Genomic DNA, 23366 nt, shown 5'->3' with positions numbered 1-23366 from the left:
CTCTCCTTGTCAGCCTTTTACGCGCCATCCTTTTACCTGCCCCTGTCCTGAAGTGAGCCAGGCAAAACGGATGATTACATCATAACTACATCAAACTGCTCTTGATTATAGAGCGGTTCAATTTGTACTTTGACCTGCTTACCGACAAAGATCTCGACTTCCGCCAGCGCATGCGACTCTTCCCCTTTCAGAGTTTCCGCTACCGCAGGAGAAGCATAGACCAGGAATCGGTCGGAATCGTAGGCGTGGTGTACGCGCACGATTTCACGCATGATTTCGTAGCACACCGTTTCTACCGTTTTCACCGTGCCGCGGCCGTGGCAGGTCGGGCACTCATTGCACAGCACGTGCTCCACACTTTCGCGGGTGCGCTTGCGGGTCATCTCCACCAGCCCAAGCTGAGAGAAGCCGTTTATGCTGGTTTTTACCCGATCCTTGCTCAGCGCCTGTTCCAGCGAATGCAGCACCCGCCGACGGTGATCCTCATTATTCATATCAATGAAATCAATGATGATAATACCGCCAAGATTGCGCAGACGCAGCTGACGGGCAATGGCCTGGGTCGCCTCAATATTGGTATTAAAAATAGTATCGTCAAGATTACGGTGACCGACGAATGCTCCGGTATTGATATCGACGGTAGTCATCGCTTCCGTCTGGTCGATGATCAGATAACCGCCTGATTTCAGTTCAACTTTACGCTCCAGCGCGCGCTGGATTTCGTTTTCCACGTCAAAGAGATCGAAAATCGGCTGGCGGCCGCTGTAGTGCTCCAGCTTGCTGGTCATCTCCGGAATATATTCGGCGGTAAACTCAAGCAGCGATTCGTAGGTCAGACGGGAGTCTACGCGAATACGGTCAAGATGCGCATCGGCGAAATCACGTAGCACGCGCTGCGCCAGGGCCAGTTCACCGTACAGTTGATAACGCGTCTGCTGGCGCTTTTTGCGCTCCATGACTTTTGTCCAGACGCGCTTGAGGTAGGCGGCATCTGCGGCCATCTCCTGCTCATGTACCCCTTCAGCCGCGGTACGAATAATGAAACCGCCCTGTTCGTCACAGTATTCAGACACCACTTTTTTCAGGCGCTCACGTTCCGCTTCGCTTTCAATACGCTGAGAGACGCCGACGTGCGAAGCGCCTGGCATAAAGACCAGATAGCGAGAAGGAATGGTGATATCGGTGGTGAGACGGGCGCCTTTGGTACCCAGCGGGTCTTTCACCACCTGCACCATTAAATCCTGCCCCTGACGCACCAGTTCGGAAATATCGCGAACGGTGAACTGTTTTTGCTCTTCGCCTGCCACGCATTCGGTGTGCGGCATAATATCGGAAGCGTGCAGAAACGCGGCTTTATCGAGGCCAATATCTACAAAAGCCGCCTGCATTCCCGGCAGCACCCGACTGACACGACCTTTGTAGATATTGCCTACTATTCCGCGTCGCGCTTCACGCTCAATATGAATTTCCTGAAGAATACCGCCATCAATATAAGCGACGCGCGTTTCCGATGGCGTTACGTTAACTAATAATTCAGCAGTCATCTTTATCCCTTTTCTTCACGCAGTGAGTTAAAGTTACTCAGCAACTCATACGTCTCCACCAGCGGTAAGCCCACTACGGCGTGATAGCTGCCGTTTATCTTCCTGACAAAACAGCCACCCAACCCCTGAATACCGTATGCACCTGCTTTATCTAAAGGTTCGCCGCTGGCAACATAATCGGCGATATCCTGTACTGAGAGCACACGGAAAGTGACCTCCGTGACCACCAGGCAATCCAACGTCTGCTGCTTATCGGCCAGGGCCACGGCGGTCATCACCTGATGGGTTTTCCCGGAAAGCATACGCAGCATTTCGGCGGCGTGGCCGGCATCGCGCGGCTTCTCCAGCACTTCACCATTAAGGATGACAATGGTATCCGCTCCCAGTACGGGGAGATCAAGCGGCGCTAACGCCACTCCAGCCTGAGCCTTCTCACGCGCCAGACGTACAACATACTGCTGCGCGCTCTCCTGGGGACGGCGCTGTTCCTCAATACCGGGAATCACGCGTTCAAAAGAGAGACCGAGCTGAGTCAGCAGTTCCTGCCGACGGGGAGAGCCTGAAGCCAGATACAGAGTCGTCATATCAACCTTATTGCACCGCAAACTGCTGACGCACTTTACGCATTAGCAGGAAAATCCATGGCCAGAGCACACCGTTTACTACACTACTCCAGAACACTTCCGGGCGGAAAGAGACGTTGATCACTAAAAACTCTGCCCAGAAAACAATGATATCCACGGCGAGGGATAACATGACTACCACCAGCGCCTGTTGCCAGAGCGCCAGATTGCGGAACAGCTGATATTTCAGCGCAACCAGATAAGCCACAATACTTAATGATAGTGCGCGAACGCCAAGCGTCGAACCGCTAATGAGATCGAGGATTGCGCCCATCACAAAGCCTGTGCCGACGTTAACCCGATGGGGCAACGCAAGAATCCAGTACAACAGGATGAGAAATACCCAGTTTGGCCGGTAAACGCTAATGTCCGCCGGCCAGGGCATAATCTGCAACAAGAGTGCAATAAGGAACGAGAGCCAGATAACCCAGCGTCCCTGGCTACGGTAGCTTGCCACTATTGCCCCCCTGCAGGCAGAGGCTGCTGTGGCATACCGGTTGCTGGCGCCGGCATCTGCGGCCCCATCGCATCCGGCGCAGGCAGAACCTGCGGCATCATCTGCATCAGGCGCTCGTTCGCTACGCGATGAACCTCTTCCGGCGTCATGGGATTAGCTCCGTTGCGATCGGCGCCCCACAGCAGCAGCAGATAGCGCAAGCGCTGCAGACCGGCGGTCGGACGGGCCTGAATCACCGTGTACGCGCGCTGCGTATCCAGCTTAACGGAAGAGACCACGCCCACCGGATACCCTTCCGGGAAGCGGCCGCCGAGCCCCGAAGTCACAAGGACGTCGCCGACGCGAATATCAGTATTGGCCGGCAGATGTTCCAGCTGCAGATCGTCAGTACAACCGTTGCCTGCCGCAATCACGCGAATATCGTTACGCAGCACCTGAATCGGTAACGCATGAGTGGCATCGCAAATCAGCAGCACGCGGCTGGTCAGCTTCGCCACCGCGACCACCTGGCCGACGACGCCTTTATCGCTGATGACCGGTTGACCTTCATATACGCCGTTAACGCTGCCTTTATCGATAACAACCTGATCGCTGTATGGGTCGTTAACCGTTGAGATGACCTGGGTCACCATTTTTTGCTCGTCCTGACGCAGCGGAGAGCCCAGCAGCTCGCGCAGACGCGCGTTCTCCTGTTTATACTGACCCAGCATCAATAGATCGCTGTTTTTTAACAGCAGTTCCTGGCGCAGCGCGCGGTTTTCCAGTTCGAGCTGGTCGCGGGTGGCCAGCGTTTGCGAAACGCTATCCAGCAGTTCCCGGGGACCATTAGAGACAAAGTAGAAAGGGCTGACGGCAGTATCCATGTACGTTCGAATCTGGCTGAACGTACCCAGGCGGCTGTCGGCGATTATCACGCCAAGCGCCACCAAAACCGCCAGAATAAGGCGAATCTGTAGCGACGGGCCACGGCTAAAAATTGGCTTCATAGGCTATGCGTATTCTCGTGTCAGTTAAGACCGGGGCAGCCGTAAGCCAGCTACCCGGATCTCAGGCTGACTACTCTTCGCTGAACAAGTCGCCGCCGTGCATATCGATCATTTCCAGTGCCTTGCCGCCGCCACGAGCGACGCAGGTCAGTGGATCTTCTGCAACTACGACAGGAATTCCTGTCTCTTCCATTAACAGGCGGTCAAGGTTGCGCAGCAGCGCGCCGCCGCCGGTCAGAACCATACCGCGTTCGGAGATATCGGAAGCCAGTTCCGGCGGGCACTGCTCCAGCGCGACCATCACCGCGCTAACGATGCCGGTCAGCGGCTCCTGCAGCGCTTCGAGGATTTCATTGGAATTCAGCGTAAAGCCGCGTGGTACGCCTTCAGCAAGGTTGCGCCCGCGAACTTCGATTTCGCGAACTTCATCACCCGGATAAGCGGAACCGATCTCGTGTTTGATACGTTCTGCGGTCGCTTCGCCGATCAGGGAGCCATAGTTACGACGCACATAATTAATCACCGCTTCGTCAAAACGGTCGCCGCCGATACGTACGGAAGAGGAGTAGACCACGCCGTTCAGGGAGATGACCGCCACTTCAGTCGTCCCGCCACCGATATCCACAACCATCGAACCGGTTGCCTCGGAGACCGGCAGGCCTGCGCCGATCGCAGCCGCCATCGGCTCTTCAATCAGGAAAACTTCACGGGCGCCAGCGCCCTGTGCGGATTCACGAATCGCGCGACGTTCAACCTGAGTCGCGCCAACCGGCACGCACACCAGCACGCGCGGGCTCGGACGCATAAAGCTGTTGCTGTGCACCTGTTTAATAAAGTGCTGAAGCATTTTTTCGGTAACGAAGAAGTCGGCAATAACGCCGTCTTTCATTGGGCGAATAGCTGCAATGTTGCCCGGTGTACGCCCAAGCATCTGCTTCGCTTCATGACCCACCGCTGCGACGCTTTTCGGCGATCCGGCACGATCCTGACGAATGGCCACCACGGAAGGCTCATTCAATACGATGCCTTGTCCTTTTACATAAATCAGGGTATTCGCGGTACCCAGGTCAATGGACAGGTCATTGGAAAACATGCCACGAAATTTTTTTAACATACTAAGGGATAATCCTGAAAGCTGGGGCGGAAAACAAAATCCGCTTACTTTACCAACCACGCGCAGCAGCGACAAGGCGCAAAAATCATCTGCTGCGGTGAAAATTAGTGCAGTTCGTTACCTTTGTTACAAATTTGACTGAGTCCGTCCGATGCCGAAATCTTCAGCAGCGCTCCGCGCTTGAATCTGCAACCTGTCAAAGGTCATTCACTGGCATTTACATTGCGACAATCCGGCAGGTAGACAAGCACACCCCCATCACTATGGCGCGCATTATTCTACGTGAAATCACGCTAAACGGCAGATCAAACAGAGTATCTTTGCGAATATTTTTTCACATTTGTGTCAAGTGGCTGTGAGGCGGCAAAAAATTCCCCCTGACCGCCGGTGACACCGCATTGAGACAGCACCTGCCACTCGCTACGGCTGAGCACGCCGGTTGCGAAAACCTGAACCGGCATCCCCTTACAGGCTTCCACCAGACTCTGCACCAGCAGCTGATTCTCACTGCGTTTTTCTATATTGCGCGATAACCCCGAATGCAGCTTGATAACCTCAACGTCGAGCTGCTTAATCCAGCTGGTTCCAACCAGCGTCAGACCAGCCTGAACTACGGCAACTCGAACACCTAAAGCATTAACCAACCGCATAACCGGCTGCAGGCGGCCGATATATTGACAAACATCCGCCTCTGCAAGTTCAAAAATAATACGCCGACGTTGCGATTTTTCGCATTGCATCAAAGTATCGCGCAGCCAGCGCTGGAAGCGGGGGCGAATTAATGACTCAACCGTCACCTGTAGCGCGAGATTTTCTTCCGGCCAGAAGCCTAAAAACGGCAGCAACCGGGTGATTTGCAGGCGGTCATACTCTTCCGCCAGACCGAACTGCAGTACCATCGGCATATATTCCGCCGCGATAACTTCTTCCTTGCCATCGTAAAGACGACACATTAGCTCGCGGTGGTGTACGCGACCGTCACGCGTTACGGCAGGTTTTTGGTAGAGACGCGGTCCGCCGCGGCTGAGCATTTGCTCGATAAGCGTGCGCCAGCGGACGTTGCCGCGTCCCTTTTCCGGGAGAGAGTCATCGTAGACGGCCCAGCTGTTGCTACCCTGCAATACCGCATTGCGCGTTGCCGCTTCCGCATGCTCCATCACCTGGGCTGCCGTTTGTCCGCTACGGAAGGCGCAGATCCCGATATGCATCATGTCGTCACGATCGAGAATTCGCGTTGGCGGCAGGGCATCCATAGCCTTCAATAGCAATCCGGCGATGCTATCCGCCTCTTTTAACGTGCGATGAGGGAGCAGAACGGCAAAATCGCTTCGGTGATAGCGGGCCAGCAGCGCGCCGGGATAACGCATAATAAAGGTGGAAAGCATGTTGATCAGCGTAAAGTAATGCTCTTCAGTCGCTGTACGCCCCCAGTTATCGCGCAGCAGGTCGAAATCCGGCAGGCGGATCATCATAACAATACCGTACGACCCCACCTTCTCCTGATCTTCAAGCAGCGTCGACAGCTGATTATCAAAGAACAATCGGTTACTGAGTCCGGTTTTTGAATCCTGCGCAACGTAAGAACGAATCAGGGTATCCATGCGGCTTCGCTGATCGCTGGCAAACTGCAGTTCTGATAGCAGCGTATCTAACGCACTGCTGGTGTTGACTGGCCATTCGTGTACCGACCCGCGCACCTGCGGGCCGCGTTCGCCGTTAAGAATACGCACAGAGCGAAGCTCCAGTAGCTCCTGGCCCGCCAGCTGACGACGGATCCAGCGGACGGAAAAAAAGATAATCAGCACCATGAAACCAATGGCGATGGAAAGCGGCGCGGTAACGTGCAGCGAACGGAAATAATTGGCCATCGGATCCAGATAAACCAGATGGATAACCATGCCCGGGTGCTTGAGCGACGGCACGGTGATACTACGGAACTGATTGCTGCTGCCTAACGGACGATAGTTATCGTTGCGGGAATGGCTATAGACTGATTTGCCATTAAGCTGAAAATCAACGTGCACGACTTCGACCGGCGTCATCAGCTCATCCATCTGCGGTTCTAACTGGTCAAAAGATATAGAGACCAGGCGGTTATCCAGCATCGTTGCCACCGCCTGAACGCGGTTGGTCATTTTTAGCTGAATACCGTTATAAAAACTCAGCGAAGCGCCAATCAGCGTGACAAAGATAGTCAGGCTGGTGAGTAACGTGACAAAGGCTGAGAATTTCGTCGTTAATCGCATCCCTGTGTTAACTCCGCGAGTGAATGAGTGCCCGATAAACATCCGGGCTCCAGTGCTGGCGCCTAAACTAAAGTAAGCACTAACTTTCTAAAGAGCGACGCATACTACCAAAGCTGGCGTATCTGGCAATTTATTGCGTTACATCGGTGTAATAATGCCGTTAGCGAGTATAGTCTGCAGAAAAATTTTTCCAATCATCCAACCTACGAGGACCGGCGCATGCAGGCTTTAATCTTAGAACAGCAGGATGGCAAAACTCTCTCTTCGGTGCAAACCATTGACGCCAGCCAGCTGCCGCAGGGCGATGTGACAGTGGATATCGAGTGGTCCAGCCTCAACTATAAAGATGCGCTGGCGATCACCGGTAAAGGAAAAATCATCCGCAACTTTCCGATGATTCCTGGCATCGATTTTGCCGGTTCGGTCCACAGCAGCGAAGATCCTCGCTTTCATGCGGGCCAGCAGGTGCTGCTCACCGGATGGGGCGTTGGCGAAAACCACTGGGGCGGTCTGGCGGAACGCGCTCGCGTTAAAGGCGACTGGCTGGTAGCAATGCCTCAAGGACTGAATGGGCGTAAAGCCATGACCATTGGTACCGCGGGCTTCACCGCCATGCTGTGCGTGATGGCGCTGGAAGATGCCGGAATTCGTCCTGAAGATGGCGAAATTGTAGTTACCGGGGCCAGCGGCGGCGTCGGCAGCACCGCAGTCGCTTTGCTGCATCAGCTGGGGTACAAGGTAGCGGCGGTTTCCGGGCGCGAAAGCACCCATGAATATTTGAAAGCCCTCGGCGCGCAGCGCATCCTTGGCCGAGATGAGTTCGCCGAAACCCGCCCGCTGGAAAAGCAGCTGTGGGCCGGCGCTGTTGACACGGTTGGCGATAAAGTACTGGCAAAAGTACTGGCGCAAATGAACTACGGCGGCTGCGTTGCAGCCTGCGGCCTCGCTGGCGGATTTGCGCTGCCGACCACCGTGATGCCGTTTATTCTGCGCAATGTACGCCTGCAGGGCGTTGACTCGGTGATGACCCCGCCCGCCCGCCGGGCTGAAGCCTGGCAAAGGCTGGTTCGCGATCTGCCGGAATCGTTCTATGCGCACAGCGCAACCGAAATCACCCTCGCCGAAGCCCCTGAGTTTGCTGAAAAGATTATGACCAATAAGATTCAGGGCCGCACGCTGGTTAAAATCGCCTAATCTGCAATTTTTCGTGACATATTCGCAATAACGCCTCGCCTCCGTCATGCTTAGAAAAAACGCATGACGGAGGATGCTATGAAACCCAAAAAACTGACAGAAGCCGACGTTACGGCAGAATCCGTTTTTATGCTGCAACGTCGCCAGGTCCTGAAAATGCTGGGCATCAGCGCGACCGCCCTTTCCCTTACCCCCTCCGCGCAAGCCGATCTGCTGGATTGGTTTAAAGGCAACGATCGCCCGCCGGCGCCGGCGGGCAAAGCGCTAACGTTCGAAAAACCGGCGCAATGGCAAAATAACCTGCCGCTCACGCCGGAGGATAAAGTTGCTGGTTACAACAACTTTTATGAGTTCGGTCTGGATAAAGCCGATCCGGCGGCGAATGCCGGCAGCCTGCGCACCGATCCCTGGACGCTGACGATCGGTGGCGAAGTGGCAAAACCGCTCACGCTCGATCATGACGACCTGACCAGCCGATTCCCGCTGGAAGAACGAATTTATCGAATGCGCTGCGTAGAAGCCTGGTCGATGGTGGTTCCGTGGGTCGGTTTCCCGCTCCATAAGCTGCTGTCGCTGGTCGAACCCACCAGCAATGCTCGCTACGTTGCATTTAAAACGCTTTATGCTCCTGAGCAGATGCCGGGTCAAAAGGACCGTTTTATCGGCGGCGGTCTGGCGTATCCCTACGTTGAAGGACTGCGGCTCGATGAAGCAATGCATCCTCTGACGCTGCTCAGCGTGGGCGTGTATGGCAAGGCGCTGCCCCCGCAGAACGGTGCGCCGGTTCGGCTCACCGTGCCCTGGAAGTACGGCTTCAAAGGGATTAAGTCCATCGTCAGTATTGAGCTCACCCGTGAGCGTCCGCCCACCACCTGGAATCTGGCCGGGCCCGAAGAGTATGGCTTCTACGCCAACGTTAATCCGCATGTCGATCATCCCCGCTGGTCGCAGGCGACTGAGCGTTTTATCGGCGCCGGCGGCGTACTCGACGTTAAACGCCAGCCAACGCTGCTGTTCAACGGCTATGCCGAAGAAGTGGCGTCGCTCTATCGGGGCCTGAATTTGCGGGAGAACTACTAGTGCGCCTGAATGTAAAGCAGATAACCTGGCTGAAAGTGCTTCTCCATCTGGCTGGCTTTTTGCCCGTTGTCTGGCTGTTCTGGGCCGGGCAGCAGGGCTATTTCAGCGCCGACCCGGCAAAGGATATTCAGCACTTTACCGGTAGGATGGCTCTTAAATTCCTGCTGGCTACCTTGCTTGTTTCGCCGCTAGCGCGCTACGCTAAACAGCCGTTATTGATACGCACCCGGCGCTTACTTGGCTTATGGTGCTTTGCCTGGGCAACGCTGCATTTAACCAGCTATACGCTGCTCGAACTCGGGATTAACAATCTGGCGCTTTTGGGTTCAGAAGTTATCAGCAGGCCTTACCTGACGCTGGGTTTACTCAGCTGGCTGATTCTGCTGGCGCTGGCGGCGACCTCCACCCAGGCGATGCAGCGGAAATTAGGCCGCCGTTGGCAAACATTGCATAACTTCGTCTATGTTGTCGCGATCCTTGCGCCGATTCACTACCTGTGGTCGGTGAAGATTTTATCCCCGCAGCCGATCATTTATGCGCTGCTGGCACTGCTGCTTTTAGCATGGCGATACAAGAAGTTTCGCCAGTGGTGGCGCTGATTCCGGATATGTGCAGTTTCCCGCAGTTCTTTTATCAACCGCCCCACTTTACACGATAGCGGTTGATAATCTTCCCTGATAAGACCAGTATTTAGCTGCCAAATGCTACGAAATCGTTATAATGTGCGACTTTGGTTTTCCTTACGGGCTTTTTGAGTCCCGAAAAGGTGACAATCGCGTATCGAAGGTATATTTTGTTTTTTACCCGAGAATGGCAGAAGATGGCCGCATGTTGGCCGGTAAGTTTCGCTTTTTGCTTTCGGGCAGCCGGAGCGTAACCTGTCGACTTATGCCCAATGGCGGCGTCATGAATCAGCAGTAATTCATATGCTTTACAGACGGTGCTAACACGCCTGTCACAATCACACTAAACAAAGAGTACGGAACCCACTCATGGATATTCGTAAGATTAAAAAACTGATCGAGCTGGTTGAAGAATCAGGTATCTCCGAACTGGAAATTTCTGAAGGCGAAGAGTCGGTACGCATTAGCCGTGCCGCGCCAAACGCAGGTTTCCCGGTGATGCAACAGGCTTATGCCGCACCGATGATGCAGCAACAGCCGGCTCTGTCTAACGCAGTCGCAACTGCGGCCACTCCAGCAATGGAAGCCCCTGCGGCAGCGGAAATCAGTGGTCACATCGTACGTTCCCCAATGGTTGGTACTTTCTACCGCACCCCGAGCCCGGACGCGAAAGCCTTCATCGAAATCGGTCAGAAAGTTAACGCGGGCGATACCCTGTGCATCGTTGAAGCCATGAAAATGATGAACCAGATCGAAGCCGATAAATCCGGCGTGGTGAAAGCCATTCTGGTCGAAAGTGGTCAACCGGTAGAATTTGACGAGCCACTGGTCGTCATCGAATAACGAGGCGAACATGCTGGATAAAATTGTTATCGCCAACCGCGGCGAGATTGCATTGCGTATCCTGCGTGCCTGTAAAGAACTGGGCATCAAGACCGTTGCTGTGCACTCAACGGCGGATCGCGATTTAAAACACGTATTGTTAGCGGATGAGACGGTCTGTATTGGCCCGGCTCCGTCCGTAAAAAGTTACCTCAATATCCCGGCTATCATTAGCGCAGCTGAAATCACCGGCGCGGTGGCTATTCACCCGGGTTATGGTTTTCTGTCCGAAAACGCTAACTTCGCTGAGCAGGTTGAGCGTTCCGGCTTTATCTTTATCGGTCCGAAAGCAGACACTATCCGCCTGATGGGCGACAAAGTCTCTGCCATTACCGCAATGAAGAAAGCGGGCGTTCCAACCGTACCGGGCTCTGACGGCCCGCTGGGTGAAGATATGGACGTTAACCGCGCCCATGCCAAACGCATTGGCTACCCGGTGATTATCAAAGCCTCCGGCGGCGGCGGCGGTCGCGGTATGCGCGTCGTGCGCAGCGATGCTGAGCTGGCTCAATCCATCTCCATGACCAAAGCGGAAGCAAAAGCCGCTTTTAACAACGACATGGTGTATATGGAGAAATACCTGGAGAATCCTCGCCACATCGAGATCCAGGTACTGGCTGACGGTCAGGGCAACGCTATCTATCTGGCTGAGCGCGACTGCTCCATGCAGCGTCGTCACCAGAAGGTCGTCGAAGAGGCACCGGCGCCGGGCATTACTCCGGAACTGCGTCGCTATATCGGCGAGCGTTGCTCCAAAGCGTGTGTCGATATCGGCTATCGCGGGGCGGGTACTTTTGAGTTCCTGTTCGAAAACGGCGAGTTCTATTTCATCGAAATGAATACCCGTATTCAGGTAGAACACCCGGTAACCGAGATGATCACCGGCGTCGATCTGATTAAAGAACAGCTGCGCATCGCTGCTGGTCAGCCGCTGTCCATCAAGCAGGAAGAAGTTATGGTTAAAGGCCATGCGGTGGAATGCCGTATCAATGCTGAAGACCCGAACACCTTCCTGCCGAGCCCGGGTAAAATTACCCGCTTCCACGCGCCGGGCGGTTTTGGCGTACGCTGGGAGTCTCATATCTACGCAGGCTACACCGTACCTCCGTACTATGACTCAATGATCGGCAAGCTGATCTGCTATGGTGAAAACCGTGATGTCGCGATTGCCCGCATGAAAAATGCGCTGCAGGAGCTGATTATCGATGGCATCAAAACCAACGTAGATCTGCAGATCCGCATCATGAACGACGAACATTTCCAGAATGGTGGCACCAATATCCACTATCTGGAGAAAAAACTCGGATTGCAGGAGAAGTAATTCTCTTACTGCTGCAAAAGGCCGGATAATCCGGCCTTTTTTCTTTTTCTCTCCTCTCCGCTTTTCCATGCGGTACAATCCCCGCTTTCTTCATCCTCAAGGGACAAAAAATGGACAAACGTTTTGTTCAGGCCCATAAAGAGGCGCGCTGGGCGCTGTGGCTAACCCTTCTTTATCTTGCGGCCTGGCTGGCTGCCGCCTATTTGCCGGGCGTCGGTATTGGCATAACCGGCCTGCCGCACTGGTTTGAAATGGCCTGCCTGCTGGTACCGCTGGTGTTTATCCTGCTGTGCTGGGCAATGGTAAAACTGATTTATCGCGATATTCCTCTGGAGGATGACGATGCAGCTTGAAGTCATACTGCCGCTTGTCGCCTACCTGCTGGTGGTGTTTGCTCTCTCCATCTATGCGATGCGTAAGCGCGTAACGGGTTCCTTCCTGAACGAGTATTTCCTCGGTAGCCGCTCGATGGGCGGCATTGTATTAGCCATGACGCTTACGGCTACCTATATCAGCGCAAGCTCGTTTATAGGCGGCCCCGGCGCGGCCTATAAATATGGTCTCGGCTGGGTACTGCTGGCGATGATCCAGCTTCCTGCTATCTGGCTCTCGCTGGGAATTTTGGGTAAGAAATTCGCCATTCTGGCGCGACGTTATAATGCCGTAACGCTGAACGATATGCTCTTTGCCCGCTATCAAAGCCGCCTGCTGGTCTGGCTCGCGAGCCTGAGCCTACTGGTTGCTTTTGTTGGGGCAATGACGGTGCAGTTCATCGGCGGGGCGCGCCTGCTGGAAACCGCGGCGGGCATCCCCTACGAAACCGGCCTGCTGATTTTTGGCGTCAGTATCGCACTTTATACCGCGTTCGGCGGTTTTCGTGCCAGCGTCCTCAATGACACCCTCCAGGGGATGGTAATGCTGATAGGAACGATTGTTCTGCTGGTTGGCGTCGTGCATGCGGCTGGCGGGCTACATAATGCGGTAGAAACGCTGCAAACTATCGATCCTAAGCTGGTCTCTCCGCAGGGGGCTGATGATATTCTTTCTCCCACCTTTATGACCTCTTTTTGGGTGCTGGTCTGCTTCGGGGTGATTGGCCTTCCGCACACCGCCGTTCGCTGCATCTCCTATAAAGACAGCAAAGCGGTTCACCGGGGAATTATCATTGGCACAGTAGTCGTCGCGATCCTGATGTTTGGTATGCACCTTGCCGGAGCGCTCGGCCGCGCGGTGATCCCGGATCTGACGGTGCCGGATCTGGTCATCCCTACCCTCATGGTGAAAGTATTGCCGCCATTTGCCGCCGGGATCTTCCTCGCTGCGCCAATGGCCGCCATTATGTCGACGATCAACGCTCAACTGCTGCAAAGTTCCGCTACGATCATTAAAGATCTGTATCTGAATCTGCGCCCCGAGCAGATAACAAATGAAACCCGGTTGAAGCGGATGTCGGCAACGATCACCCTGCTGTTGGGCGCTTTACTGCTGCTGGCAGCCTGGCGTCCGCCTGAGATGATTATCTGGCTCAACCTGCTGGCGTTCGGCGGCCTGGAGGCCGTGTTCTTATGGCCGCTGGTGCTGGGCCTGTACTGGGAACGAGCGAACGCGAAAGGCGCATTGAGCGCGATGATCGTCGGCGGCGTACTCTATGCCATACTCGCCACTTTTAATCTTCAGTACCTGGGCTTCCATCCGATAGTGCCCTCGTTACTGTTAAGCTTATTGGCTTTCCTGGTCGGAAACCGCTTCGGAACCTCCGCCCCGCAAGCCGCCGTATTGACTACTGATAAATAAAGAGTTTTGCCATGCCATGGATCCAACTGAAACTGAACACTACCGGCGCGAACGCGGAAGAACTGAGCGATGCGCTGATGGAAGCGGGTTCCGTTTCCATTACTTTCCAGGATACGCACGACACGCCGGTATTCGAACCTCTGCCGGGCGAGACCCGTCTGTGGGGCGATACTGATGTTATCGGCCTGTTTGACGCTGAAACAGACATGCAAGAAGTGGTCGCGATTCTGGAGCAGCATCCGCTGCTGGGCGCCGGTTTCGTGCATAAAATCGAACAACTGGAAGATAAAGACTGGGAGCGCGAATGGATGGATAACTTCCACCCTATGTGCTTCGGTAAACGCCTGTGGATCTGCCCGAGCTGGCGGGATGTGCCGGATGAAAACGCCGTTAACGTGATGCTCGATCCGGGCCTGGCGTTTGGTACCGGTACGCATCCCACAACGGCAATGTGCCTCGAATGGCTGGATGGACTCGATCTCGCAGGCAAAACGATCATCGATTTTGGCTGCGGCTCAGGCATTCTGGCCATTGCGGCCTTAAAGCTGGGCGCAGCGAAAGCGATTGGTATTGATATCGATCCGCAGGCGATTCAGGCCAGCCGCGATAACGCCGAGCGCAACGGGGTCTCTGAACGCCTGGAACTGTATCTGCCTAAAGATCAGCCAGAGGCGATGAAAGCCGATGTCGTGGTCGCAAACATTCTGGCTGGCCCATTACGCGAGCTAGCTCCGCTTATCAGCGTGCTGCCGGTTACAGGCGGTCTGCTGGGGCTTTCCGGCATCCTTGCCAGCCAGGCGGAAAGCGTTTGTGAGGCATACGCCGACCTCTTTAATCTCGATCCCGTCGTGGAGAAAGAGGAGTGGTGCCGGATTACCGGTATTAAAAAGTAATCTCTCCTTGTGGCCTCATCGCAGGCCACAACTTTTCGCGTTTTCTGTACAAAATCATTCGCCCAATAAGAATAAGATGATGCGGTAACATATTGTAGTTACCAATAAAATCATCATCTTATTCATTGGACGAATTATATGAAAACATCTTTAGGCAAGGCGGCATTGTTGGTGTTAAGCATGATGCCCATTACGGTTTTTGCTTCCCATTGGGGCTATGAAGGCGAAGGTTCGCCGGAGCACTGGGGAGCGCTCAGTGAAGAGTACAAAACCTGCCAGAGCGGCATGAACCAATCTCCCATCAACATCGATACCACGTTCAAAGCGCACCTGTCACCGTTGGAAACCCACTATATTGATGGCCCAATTACGCTCATCAACAATGGTCACACCATTCAGGCCGGGTTAAAAACTACCACAGCGGACACCATTACAATTGACGGTACGCCATTTACCCTTCAGCAGTTCCATTTCCATGCCCCGAGCGAAAATACCGTTCACGGTAAGCACTATGCGATGGAGATGCACCTGGTCCATACCAACGCTCAAGGAGCCATCACTGTCGTAGCGGTGATGTTTGACCAGGGGGCGGAAAATAGCGAGCTGAACAAACTGTGGGCCACTATGCCGGAAAAAGCGGAGCAGAATGCGAAGATCAGCACGCAAATGGACCTCAACGCCCTGCTTCCTGCGGACAAGACATACTGGCGATTCAGCGGCTCTCTGACTACTCCGCCCTGCTCTGAAGGGGTAACCTGGATTGTCCTTAAGCATCCGCTAACGTTGTCTGCCGCGCAGCTGGCAAAATTTAGCCATACCATGCATCACGATAACAATCGTCCGGTGCAGCCGCTGAATGGTCGCGTCGTCATTGAGTAAACATCAGATACGCTTCACGATCATGTTCTGAAATGAGAGCTAACTCACATAAAGCCAAGATAATTTGCTGATTAATTCAGCAGATTATCTTGTCCACACCCCGGCCCGGGAAGAAAAAATGAGAAGTTATGCAAAAATATATGTGTAGATAAATTCATCACATATTTTTAATGCAATGATTTATAAAGCTAATTATTCATGAGCGCCGACCTGGACGGCGATTCTTTGATCCACCTCAGTGGATTGCTCAAAGTTTGGCCTTTCATCTCGTGCAAAAAATGCGTAATATACGCCGCCTTGCAGTCACAGTATGGTCATTTCTTAACTCATGCGCATCGGACACTACCAGCTCAGAAATCGACTTATCGCAGCGCCTATGGCTGGCATTACTGACAGACCATTCCGGACGCTGTGTTACGAGATGGGAGCAGGGTTGACCGTATCCGAGATGATGTCCTCCAACCCGCAGGTCTGGGAGAGCGACAAGTCCCGCTTACGGATGGTGCACGTTGATGAGCCCGGTATTCGTACCGTGCAAATCGCCGGCAGCGTGCCGGAAGAGATGGCTGCAGCCGCCCGTATTAACGTGGAAAGCGGCGCCCAAATTATTGATATCAATATGGGGTGTCCGGCTAAAAAAGTGAATCGTAAGCTTGCAGGTTCAGCCCTCTTGCAGTACCCCGACCAGGTGAAGTCGATCCTGACGGCGGTCGTCAAAGCAGTGGACGTTCCCGTAACTCTCAAGATTCGCACCGGTTGGGAACCGGAACACCGTAACTGTGTAGAAATTGCCCAACTGGCTGAAGAATGTGGCATTCAGGCTCTGACTATTCACGGACGCACCCGCGCCTGCTTGTTTAACGGAGACGCTGAGTACGACAGTATTCGGGCAGTTAAGCAGAAAGTTTCCATTCCGGTTATCGCGAATGGCGACATTACTGACCCGCTTAAAGCCAGAGCCGTGCTCGACTATACGGGGGCTGATGCCCTTATGATAGGCCGTGCGGCTCAGGGAAGACCCTGGATCTTTCGGGAAATCCAGCACTATCTGGACACTGGAGAGCTGCTGCCCCCGCTGCCCCTGGCAGAGGTTAAGCGCTTGCTTTGTGCACACGTTCGGGAACTGCATGGCTTTTACGGCCACGCAAAAGGGTACCGAATCGCACGCAAACACGTATCCTGGTATCTGCAGGAACACGCTCCAGATGACCAGTTTCGGCGCACATTCAACGCCATAGAAGATTCCAGCGAACAGCTGGAGGCGTTGGAGGCATACTTCGAAAATTTTGCGTAATAGAAATAAAGAGCTGACAGAACTATGTTCGAACAACGCGTAAATTCTGACGTACTGACCGTTTCTACCGTTAACTCTCAGGATCAGGTAACTCAAAAGCCCCTGCGTGACTCGGTTAAACAGGCACTGAAGAACTATTTTGCTCAACTGAACGGTCAGGATGTTAATGACCTGTATGAGCTGGTACTGGCTGAAGTAGAACAGCCCCTGTTGGACATGGTGATGCAATACACCCGCGGTAACCAGACCCGTGCTGCCCTGATGATGGGCATCAACCGTGGTACTCTGCGTAAAAAGCTGAAAAAATACGGCATGAACTGATACTAATCAGTTAAGTGTTTGATATAAAAGGCGCTCTTCGGCATGGGGAAGCGCCTTTTTTATTGCATCCGTTTTAATGATTGACTATCGCCTGTAGCCCGCGGGTTCCGCAAAGGACCGACATAATATTATCAACCAAAGCGGGAGCCTGATGATACAGGTCGAATTTTCCGGGCTCTACGAGCCAGTTTTTAATAATACCGACAAATGCGCTATGTAATACAATTAATGAAATTTCAACGTTGGTTTCCTCTGGTAATAATCCGTTACGAATGCAGAGCTGTAAAACACTGCGAATAACGGGATAGCTAAAACCAATTTTTTTGCGAATCTCAGCCTCGGATATCATCTCGCTGGAAAACTCACACTTCTGATACAGAATTTGCATTAGCGCACGTTGACGGGGATTAATGGCGATATATTGCAGACCGATAATAAATTTTTCTCGTAGCCTGCTGAGCGGGTCCTGAGCATGTGAAGAGGTAAATTCATGTTTAAGCAGATCACGTAACGGAAGCTGCTGTTGCCACATTTCATTAAAGAGTTCCGCTTTGCTGGAAAAGTGCCAGTAGACTGCTCCCCGCGTCACGCCAGCAGCATCAGCGATATCGGCTAACGTTGTACCGGTCACGCCGCGTAGGGCAAACTGTTGAATGGCTGACTCAATCAAAAGCTGCCGCGTCTTTAACGCATCTTCTTTCGTTCTTCTAGGCATACGGTGCTCCGCTCTACGCCAGATTAAGAGTGTGGGAAATAAGTGAATACGTATAAACCTAACATCTGACAATGAATATTGTTTAGCAAAAATACAGATAAGTTAAATCTCAAGTGAAATGCAAATAAATACACCACAAGAATAATTAAAAGAAATTTATTCACCGATTAAATATCAGTGTAAGCAAATTTTAAATTGAGATCATTCTCAAAACATAATCACCGATATTTTGTTTTTGCGTGCCTTGCTGATGGCTAAAAAATAACTATTTCTTACATCCACCGTTTTTTATTTGTAGGATACCAAACCGCATTTTAATTCATTATTTCTTGCACAGATTCGTGGCCAAGCCTGGCTCAAAATCTATAAGGAACAGCAATGACACGTCACGTCAGGGTTACACTTTTATCCAGCCTCATCATCCCGGCCCTCCTGCTCAGCGGCTGTGATGATTCAGGCGATCGGCAACCGCATGCGCAGATACCTCAGGTCTCCGTTTATGTGGTGAACAGCGCGCCGCTGTCCGTGACCACGGAGCTACCTGGCCGGACATCAGCTTACCGCGTAGCGGAAGTTCGCCCGCAGGTTAGCGGCATTATCCTGCATCGTAACTTTGTCGAAGGTAGCGATGTCGCCGCTGGACAGTCTCTCTATCAAATCGATCCGGCGACCTATCAGGCAGCTTATAACAGCGCAAAGGGTGATGAAGCGAAAGCAGAGGCCGCAGCGGCTATCGCCCATTTAACGGTCAAACGTTATGCGCCTCTTCTCGGCACAAAATATATCAGTCAGCAGGAATACGATCAGGCAGTAGCGACGGCCCGCCAGGCGGATGCCGATGTTATCGCAACAAAAGCCGCCGTTGAAAGCGCGCGCATTGATTTGGCGTACACCAAAGTGACTTCACCTATCGGCGGTCGCATCGGCAAATCCAGCGTAACCGAAGGCGCACTGGTGACAAATGGTCAGGCTGATGCAATGGCGACGATACAGCAGCTCGATCCTATTTATGTTGATGTTACCGAGTCCAGTAATGATTTCATGCGCCTGAAGCAGGAGAGTCTGCAGCAGGGCAGTGGCACTAAAAGCGTGCAGCTGATTATGGAAAACGGTCAACCTTATGCGCTGCGGGGCACCCTGCAGTTCTCCGATGTTACGGTAGATGAGAGCACCGGCTCTATTACGCTGCGCGCAATCTTCCCCAACCCACAGCATACTCTGCTGCCAGGAATGTTTGTTCGCGCTCGCATCGACGAAGGTATTTCACCAGACGCTATTCTCGTTCCTCAGCAGGGGGTAACCCGTACGCCGCGCGGTGATGCCAGCGTGATGCTCGTCAATGACAAAAACCAGGTTGAAACGCGGCCAGTCACCGCCTCGCAGGCGATTGGCGATAAGTGGTTAATCACGAGCGGTCTGAAAGCCGGTGAAAAGGTCATTGTCAGCGGTCTGCAGAAAGTGCGTCCCGGCGTCACGGTGAAGGCCGAAGAGGATACCGCGACGACTGTCGCGCAATAAGGTACGAATCCCTATGTCTAAGTTTTTTATCCATCGCCCGGTTTTCGCCTGGGTGCTGGCAATCATCATGATGATTGCCGGCGGCCTCGCGATTATGCAGCTCCCGATAGCACAATACCCGACCATCGCACCGCCTGCGGTCGCTATCTCCGCCACCTACCCTGGCGCGGATGCCCAAACCGTACAGGATACGGTGACTCAGGTTATCGAACAGAACATGAACGGCATTGATAACCTGATGTATATGTCCTCAACCAGCGATTCCGCCGGCGGCGTGACCATTACGCTGACCTTTACCTCGGGTACGGATCCGGATATTGCGCAAGTTCAGGTACAGAATAAACTCCAGCTGGCAACGCCGCTACTGCCTCAGGAAGTACAGCAGCAGGGGATTAGCGTCGAGAAATCAAGCAGTAGCTTCTTAATGGTCGCTGGTTTCATCTCCGATAACCCCAGCACCACTCAGGATGATATCTCTGACTATGTGGCCTCGAACGTCAAAGATACCATCAGCCGCCTTAACGGCGTGGGTGATGTACAGCTCTTCGGCGCACAGTATGCAATGCGCATCTGGCTGGATGGAAACCTGCTGAATAAGTACAATTTGACGCCTGTTGACGTCATTAACCAGCTTAAAATCCAAAACGATCAGATTGCTGCAGGGCAGCTTGGCGGCACTCCGGCCCTTAAAGGCCAGCAGCTAAATGCATCCATCATTGCCCAGACGCGATTGAAGGACCCCGCAGAATTTGGCAAAGTAACTCTGCGAGTGAACGCCGACGGGTCAGTCGTGCATCTGAAAGATGTGGCACGCATTGAGCTGGGCGGAGAAAACTATAACGTCGTCGCAAGAATCAATGGCAAGCCAGCTTCAGGCCTGGGAATTAAACTTGCGACCGGCGCTAATGCCCTTGATACCGCCGCGGCGATAAAAGCGAAGCTTGCCGAACTCGAACTGCAGCCGTACTTCCCACAGGGGATGAAGGTCGTCTATCCTTACGACACCACGCCGTTTGTGAAAATCTCTATCCACGAGGTGGTGAAGACGCTATTTGAAGCCATCATCCTCGTCTTCCTTGTGATGTATCTGTTCTTACAGAATATCCGGGCTACTCTGATCCCCACTATCGCAGTTCCGGTCGTTCTGCTTGGCACCTTTGCCGTGCTGGCAACATTCGGTTACTCCATCAATACGCTAACGATGTTTGGCATGGTGCTGGCAATAGGCCTGCTGGTCGACGATGCTATCGTGGTAGTGGAAAACGTCGAACGCGTGATGGTAGAAGAGAAGCTCTCCCCAAAAGAGGCGACGGAAAAGTCGATGTCGCAAATCCAGGGGGCATTGGTGGGTATTGCCATGGTGCTATCGGCGGTGTTTGTCCCGATGGCCTTCTTTGGCGGCTCTACGGGGGCGATTTATCGGCAGTTTTCTATCACCATCGTCTCCGCGATGGCGCTGTCCGTACTGGTGGCGCTGATCCTGACCCCCGCGCTTTGTGCCACCTTACTGAAACCCGCATCAGCCGATCATCATGAGAAAAAAGGATTTTTTGGCTGGTTTAATGCGAAATTCGATCGTAGCGTAAATCACTACACCAACAGCGTGAGTGGGATCCTGCGCTGTACCGGGCGCTATCTGATCATCTATTTGCTAATCGTTGTGGGTATGGCGGTATTGTTTATGCGCCTGCCCACCTCTTTCTTGCCGGATGAGGATCAGGGGGTATTTATGACCATGATCCAGCTCCCTTCAGGCGCAACGCAGGAACGCACGCAGAAGGTTCTTGATACGGTTACCGATTACTATCTGCATAAAGAGAAGGCGAACGTTGAAAGCGTCTTTACCGTTAACGGCTTTAGCTTTAGCGGCCAGGGCCAAAACTCCGGTATGGCGTTTGTCAGCCTGAAGCCATGGGAAGAGCGCAGCGGCGCAGAGAATGGCGTTGAGGCAATCATCAAACGGGCTACCGTTGCCTTTAGTCAGATTAAAGATGCTATGGTCTTTCCTTTCAACCTGCCGGCAATTATCGAGCTGGGTACGGCTACCGGTTTTGATTTTGAGCTTATCGATCAGGGTAACCTGGGCCATAGCGCATTAACCCAGGCCCGTAATCAACTTCTGGGTATGGTGAGAGAATACCCTGACCAGCTGGTACGCGTTCGCCCCAACGGGCTCGAAGACACGCCGCAATTCAAGCTTGATGTCGATCAGGAGAAAGCTCAGGCTCTGGGTATTTCGCTATCCGATATCAATGAGACCATTTCCGCGGCGCTAGGGGGCTACTACGTTAACGACTTTATTGACCATGGACGCGTGAAAAAAGTCTACGTTCAGGCCGATGCTAAATTCCGTATGCTGCCGAGCGATATCAATAATATGTACGTTCGCAGCGCGAACGGCGAGATGGTCCCGTTCTCCGCATTCGTGACCTCGCGCTGGGTTTATGGTTCACCGCGCCTGGAGCGCTACAATGGTTTACCCTCTATGGAAGTTTTGGGGGAAGCGGCGCCGGGGAAAAGTACCGGTGATGCGATGATTTTAATGGAACAGCTAGCCAGCAAGCTTCCTGCCGGTATTGGTTACGACTGGACGGGAATGTCCTATCAAGAACGTTTATCGGGTAATCAGGCGCCAGCCCTGTATGCCATTTCGCTGATTGTCGTCTTTCTGTGTCTTGCGGCGCTTTATGAAAGCTGGTCGATTCCCTTCTCTGTCATGCTCGTCGTACCATTAGGCGTTGTTGGAGCATTACTCGCGGCGTCGTTACGCGGGCTTAATAATGACGTTTATTTCCAGGTAGGTTTATTAACCACTATTGGCCTCTCTGCGAAAAACGCGATTCTTATCGTTGAGTTTGCCAAAGACCTGATGGATAAAGAAGGCAAGGGCATTATCGAAGCCACACTGGAAGCATCCCGTATGCGTCTACGTCCTATCCTGATGACTTCCCTTGCTTTTATTTTGGGTGTTCTGCCTCTGGTTATTAGCCATGGCGCAGGCAGCGGAGCTCAAAATGCAGTAGGTACCGGAGTTATGGGCGGAATGTTGACGGCAACATTGCTGGCTATATTCTTTGTCCCGGTCTTCTTTGTGGTAGTAAGGCGGCGCTTTACCAGGCACATAGACTAAATATTCTTTCCAGGGCACCCATCCGGTGCCTTTTTTCTTGCCTGAAAAATAAATACCTATCTCACTGATATTAAATATATTTATTATTCTTTAACCTACCCTCGCCCCGCAACCCACATTATTTACTCATGATCATCTGTCTTTCTTAATAATATTTACGTTAGTCATAAATTGAGATTATTTACTCTGGCGGCCAACTATATTTCTGATGATAAAATAAGCTGTTCCGTATGTACGTGGGTTCGCCACTACAGCGAAGCGGATTATTTAGAGGTAACATCATGAACAAATTTATTATAGTGGCATTGCTGGCTACGCTACTTGCCGGCTGTGCACATGACTCTCCGTGCGTACCGGTTTATGACTCTGAAGGTAGACTCGTCCATACCAATACTTGTGTGAAAGGAACAACTCAGGATAACTGGGAAACCGCTGGCGCGATTGCCGGCGGCGCAGCCGCGGTAGCTGGCCTGACGCTCGGTATTGTAGCTTTAACCCGTTAACGCCTTCTCTTCTCTGCCATAAAAGGTACCGGAGGGTTATCCGGTACCGCTTCCCCGAAGGTAAGTTCCGCGATGCTTAACGGTAGGTATCACCCGCGACTAAAGGCCGGGCAAAGCCCCTCCCCTCAGATAACGTCAAACGGATAAATTGCCATTACCAGCCAGGAAAAAGGATATTTACGCAGGAGCGAAAACGCAAAAAGCCCATCCTAACGGATGGGCTTTTTACTTGTTTGATGCCTGGCAATG

General features: G+C 53.0%; 21 protein-coding genes. 14 read left to right on the top strand and 7 right to left on the bottom strand.

Annotation, left to right across the window (positions count from 1 at the left end; all coding sequences use genetic code 11):
- Window positions 1-74 precede the first annotated feature (74 nt).
- From rng to csrD, 6 genes are all read right to left on the bottom strand, one after another.
- On the bottom strand, window positions 75-1544 hold the full coding sequence (gene rng / locus KO1_RS25730) for a ribonuclease G (protein ID WP_004106246.1): 1470 nt from the start codon (window positions 1542-1544) through the stop codon (window positions 75-77).
- A gap of 2 nt (window positions 1545-1546) precedes the next feature.
- A complete protein-coding gene (locus tag KO1_RS25725) occupies window positions 1547-2128 on the bottom strand; it encodes a Maf family protein (RefSeq protein WP_004106247.1) in 582 nt (193 codons plus the stop codon).
- A 7-nt stretch (window positions 2129-2135) separates the two neighbouring features.
- Window positions 2136-2624 carry a rod shape-determining protein MreD gene (mreD, locus tag KO1_RS25720; protein ID WP_004106250.1) on the bottom strand — a complete coding sequence of 163 codons (489 nt, stop codon included), beginning with the start codon at window positions 2622-2624 and terminating at the stop codon, window positions 2136-2138.
- Window positions 2624-3610, bottom strand: coding sequence for a rod shape-determining protein MreC (mreC, locus tag KO1_RS25715; RefSeq protein WP_004106252.1), 987 nt, complete (start codon window positions 3608-3610; stop codon window positions 2624-2626). Before mreC ends, mreD begins: the two co-directional genes overlap by 1 nt.
- Before the next feature lie 70 nt (window positions 3611-3680).
- Entirely contained in the window at window positions 3681-4724 is a 1044-nt protein-coding gene (gene mreB / locus KO1_RS25710; protein ID WP_002918653.1) for a rod shape-determining protein MreB, read from the bottom strand.
- 305 nt (window positions 4725-5029) lie between these two features.
- Window positions 5030-6970, bottom strand: a complete 1941-nt coding sequence (csrD, locus tag KO1_RS25705; RefSeq protein ID WP_024274767.1) for an RNase E specificity factor CsrD — start codon at window positions 6968-6970, stop codon at window positions 5030-5032.
- 219 nt (window positions 6971-7189) lie between these two features.
- On the opposite strand from csrD, the gene acuI reads away from it, so the two are divergent.
- From acuI to fis, 11 genes are all read left to right on the top strand, one after another.
- Window positions 7190-8164: an acrylyl-CoA reductase (NADPH) gene (gene acuI / locus KO1_RS25700; protein WP_004106258.1), complete on the top strand. Its 975-nt coding sequence runs from the start codon at window positions 7190-7192 to the stop codon at window positions 8162-8164.
- Window positions 8165-8242: 78 nt separating this feature from the next.
- Window positions 8243-9244, top strand: coding sequence for a protein-methionine-sulfoxide reductase catalytic subunit MsrP (gene msrP, locus KO1_RS25695; protein WP_004106261.1), 1002 nt, complete (start codon window positions 8243-8245; stop codon window positions 9242-9244).
- Window positions 9244-9843, top strand: coding sequence for a protein-methionine-sulfoxide reductase heme-binding subunit MsrQ (gene msrQ, locus KO1_RS25690; protein ID WP_004106263.1), 600 nt, complete (start codon window positions 9244-9246; stop codon window positions 9841-9843). Before msrP ends, msrQ begins: the two co-directional genes overlap by 1 nt.
- Before the next feature lie 393 nt (window positions 9844-10236).
- Window positions 10237-10710 carry an acetyl-CoA carboxylase biotin carboxyl carrier protein gene (accB, locus tag KO1_RS25685; RefSeq protein WP_004106265.1) on the top strand — a complete coding sequence of 158 codons (474 nt, stop codon included), beginning with the start codon at window positions 10237-10239 and terminating at the stop codon, window positions 10708-10710.
- A 10-nt stretch (window positions 10711-10720) separates the two neighbouring features.
- Window positions 10721-12070 carry an acetyl-CoA carboxylase biotin carboxylase subunit gene (accC, locus tag KO1_RS25680; protein ID WP_004106267.1) on the top strand — a complete coding sequence of 450 codons (1350 nt, stop codon included), beginning with the start codon at window positions 10721-10723 and terminating at the stop codon, window positions 12068-12070.
- Window positions 12071-12180: 110 nt separating this feature from the next.
- Complete coding sequence (locus tag KO1_RS25675; RefSeq protein ID WP_004106269.1) at window positions 12181-12423, top strand: YhdT family protein; 243 nt, start codon at window positions 12181-12183, stop codon at window positions 12421-12423.
- Window positions 12413-13864, top strand: a complete 1452-nt coding sequence (gene panF, locus KO1_RS25670) for a sodium/pantothenate symporter (protein WP_004106270.1) — start codon at window positions 12413-12415, stop codon at window positions 13862-13864. The genes KO1_RS25675 and panF overlap by 11 nt, the downstream gene beginning before the upstream one ends.
- 11 nt (window positions 13865-13875) lie before the next feature.
- Window positions 13876-14757 carry a 50S ribosomal protein L11 methyltransferase gene (gene prmA / locus KO1_RS25665; protein ID WP_004115921.1) on the top strand — a complete coding sequence of 294 codons (882 nt, stop codon included), beginning with the start codon at window positions 13876-13878 and terminating at the stop codon, window positions 14755-14757.
- A gap of 138 nt (window positions 14758-14895) precedes the next feature.
- Window positions 14896-15636 (top strand): carbonic anhydrase, encoded by a 741-nt coding sequence (locus tag KO1_RS25660; protein ID WP_004106274.1) that lies wholly within the window; start codon window positions 14896-14898, stop codon window positions 15634-15636.
- Between the two features lie 328 nt (window positions 15637-15964).
- Window positions 15965-16930: a tRNA dihydrouridine synthase DusB gene (dusB, locus tag KO1_RS25655; protein WP_016808190.1), complete on the top strand. Its 966-nt coding sequence runs from the start codon at window positions 15965-15967 to the stop codon at window positions 16928-16930.
- Window positions 16931-16954: 24 nt separating this feature from the next.
- A complete protein-coding gene (gene fis / locus KO1_RS25650; protein WP_000462905.1) occupies window positions 16955-17251 on the top strand; it encodes a DNA-binding transcriptional regulator Fis in 297 nt (98 codons plus the stop codon).
- 73 nt (window positions 17252-17324) lie between these two features.
- Here the strand turns inward: fis and envR are convergent, their stop codons facing one another.
- On the bottom strand, window positions 17325-17966 hold the full coding sequence (gene envR / locus KO1_RS25645) for an acrEF/envCD operon transcriptional regulator (RefSeq protein ID WP_004106278.1): 642 nt from the start codon (window positions 17964-17966) through the stop codon (window positions 17325-17327).
- Between the two features lie 378 nt (window positions 17967-18344).
- On the opposite strand from envR, the gene KO1_RS25640 reads away from it, so the two are divergent.
- The 3 genes from KO1_RS25640 (at window position 18345) to KO1_RS25630 (ending at window position 23117) form a co-directional block, all read left to right on the top strand.
- Entirely contained in the window at window positions 18345-19484 is a 1140-nt protein-coding gene (locus KO1_RS25640) for an efflux RND transporter periplasmic adaptor subunit (RefSeq protein ID WP_004106280.1), read from the top strand.
- A gap of 13 nt (window positions 19485-19497) precedes the next feature.
- The gene (locus tag KO1_RS25635) at window positions 19498-22614 is read left to right on the top strand and encodes an efflux RND transporter permease subunit (RefSeq protein WP_064407174.1); all 3117 of its coding nucleotides are present in this window, start codon (window positions 19498-19500) and stop codon (window positions 22612-22614) included.
- Window positions 22615-22895: 281 nt separating this feature from the next.
- Window positions 22896-23117, top strand: a complete 222-nt coding sequence (locus KO1_RS25630; RefSeq protein ID WP_004106283.1) for a putative periplasmic lipoprotein — start codon at window positions 22896-22898, stop codon at window positions 23115-23117.
- The last annotated feature ends 249 nt before the right edge of the window (window positions 23118-23366 follow it).

Origin of the sequence: Klebsiella oxytoca NBRC 105695 (assembly GCF_001598695.1) — a bacterium.
GTDB lineage: Bacteria > Pseudomonadota > Gammaproteobacteria > Enterobacterales > Enterobacteriaceae > Klebsiella > Klebsiella oxytoca.
The sequence above is the reverse complement of the archived record's forward strand: the minus strand, read 5'-3'. Positions and strand labels throughout refer to the sequence as shown.

Bases quoted from the DNA above. Each gene is read 5' to 3' on its own strand.
- mreB (WP_002918653.1), bottom strand. From the start codon at position 4,724: ATGTTAAAAAAATTTCGTGGCATGTTTTCCAATGACCTGTCCATTGAC.
- mreC (WP_004106252.1), bottom strand. From the start codon at position 3,610: ATGAAGCCAATTTTTAGCCGTGGCCCGTCGCTACAGATTCGCCTTATT.
- KO1_RS25640 (WP_004106280.1), top strand. From the start codon at position 18,345: ATGACACGTCACGTCAGGGTTACACTTTTATCCAGCCTCATCATCCCG.
- acuI (WP_004106258.1), top strand. From the start codon at position 7,190: ATGCAGGCTTTAATCTTAGAACAGCAGGATGGCAAAACTCTCTCTTCG.
- dusB (WP_016808190.1), top strand. From the start codon at position 15,965: ATGCGCATCGGACACTACCAGCTCAGAAATCGACTTATCGCAGCGCCT.
- msrP (WP_004106261.1), top strand. From the start codon at position 8,243: ATGAAACCCAAAAAACTGACAGAAGCCGACGTTACGGCAGAATCCGTT.
- accC (WP_004106267.1), top strand. From the start codon at position 10,721: ATGCTGGATAAAATTGTTATCGCCAACCGCGGCGAGATTGCATTGCGT.
- csrD (WP_024274767.1), bottom strand. From the start codon at position 6,970: ATGCGATTAACGACGAAATTCTCAGCCTTTGTCACGTTACTCACCAGC.
- prmA (WP_004115921.1), top strand. From the start codon at position 13,876: ATGCCATGGATCCAACTGAAACTGAACACTACCGGCGCGAACGCGGAA.
- KO1_RS25725 (WP_004106247.1), bottom strand. From the start codon at position 2,128: ATGACGACTCTGTATCTGGCTTCAGGCTCTCCCCGTCGGCAGGAACTG.
- KO1_RS25660 (WP_004106274.1), top strand. From the start codon at position 14,896: ATGAAAACATCTTTAGGCAAGGCGGCATTGTTGGTGTTAAGCATGATG.
- panF (WP_004106270.1), top strand. From the start codon at position 12,413: ATGCAGCTTGAAGTCATACTGCCGCTTGTCGCCTACCTGCTGGTGGTG.
- rng (WP_004106246.1), bottom strand. From the start codon at position 1,544: ATGACTGCTGAATTATTAGTTAACGTAACGCCATCGGAAACGCGCGTC.
- accB (WP_004106265.1), top strand. From the start codon at position 10,237: ATGGATATTCGTAAGATTAAAAAACTGATCGAGCTGGTTGAAGAATCA.
- KO1_RS25675 (WP_004106269.1), top strand. From the start codon at position 12,181: ATGGACAAACGTTTTGTTCAGGCCCATAAAGAGGCGCGCTGGGCGCTG.
- fis (WP_000462905.1), top strand. From the start codon at position 16,955: ATGTTCGAACAACGCGTAAATTCTGACGTACTGACCGTTTCTACCGTT.
- KO1_RS25635 (WP_064407174.1), top strand. From the start codon at position 19,498: ATGTCTAAGTTTTTTATCCATCGCCCGGTTTTCGCCTGGGTGCTGGCA.
- envR (WP_004106278.1), bottom strand. From the start codon at position 17,966: ATGCCTAGAAGAACGAAAGAAGATGCGTTAAAGACGCGGCAGCTTTTG.
- KO1_RS25630 (WP_004106283.1), top strand. From the start codon at position 22,896: ATGAACAAATTTATTATAGTGGCATTGCTGGCTACGCTACTTGCCGGC.